The sequence below is a fragment of the Gilliamella sp. B14448G11 genome (genome assembly GCF_016101765.1).
GTDB classification, from domain to species: domain Bacteria; phylum Pseudomonadota; class Gammaproteobacteria; order Enterobacterales; family Orbaceae; genus Gilliamella; species Gilliamella apicola_N.
The window spans coordinates 1-459 of record NZ_JACFPX010000050.1; the positions used below are offsets into that span (position 1 = coordinate 1).

Sequence of the window (459 nt, forward strand, 5' to 3'; positions counted from 1 at the left end):
TACTTGCGGTAATCGTCAGCTCACCATCGACACTGTCTATTTTAATATCTTGCTTGGCGGCCATATTCAGGTTGGCATTTTGCGCCTGCACCTCAACATCACCTTGGTTGGCAAAGACTTTCATTCCTGATTTATGAGCAAACAGACCGATGGATTCACCAGATGAGACAGTAATGTTTTTTAACGCATTAATGTCAGTTTGGTTTTCACTGGTCATTGAAACACTGTTTGACGTTGACAGTTGAATGTTTTCCGGGCTGGTTAAAGCAATGCCCTCTTGTGCATAAGCAATAATGCCACTTTGGGCTAATTGGGTTAATGTGGCTTTAAGTTGTTCTTGACTGTCGGTATCTGCGCCATGGGCCTCAGAGGCAGTTGCTGCATTTTGCAGTGCTTTAGCAATTGATAACGCATTTTCAAGCTGGGTAATGGCACCTTGCATATCAAGTTGTTTACCCT

The 459-nt window shown here is 43.4% G+C and carries 1 protein-coding gene; it reads right to left on the reverse strand.

The annotated features are described in order from the left end of the window. A partial coding sequence (locus tag H3S88_RS13135) for a DUF2345 domain-containing protein (RefSeq protein WP_232354033.1) occupies window positions 1-442 on the reverse strand: 442 nt, incomplete at its 3' end. Window positions 443-459 lie beyond the last annotated feature (17 nt).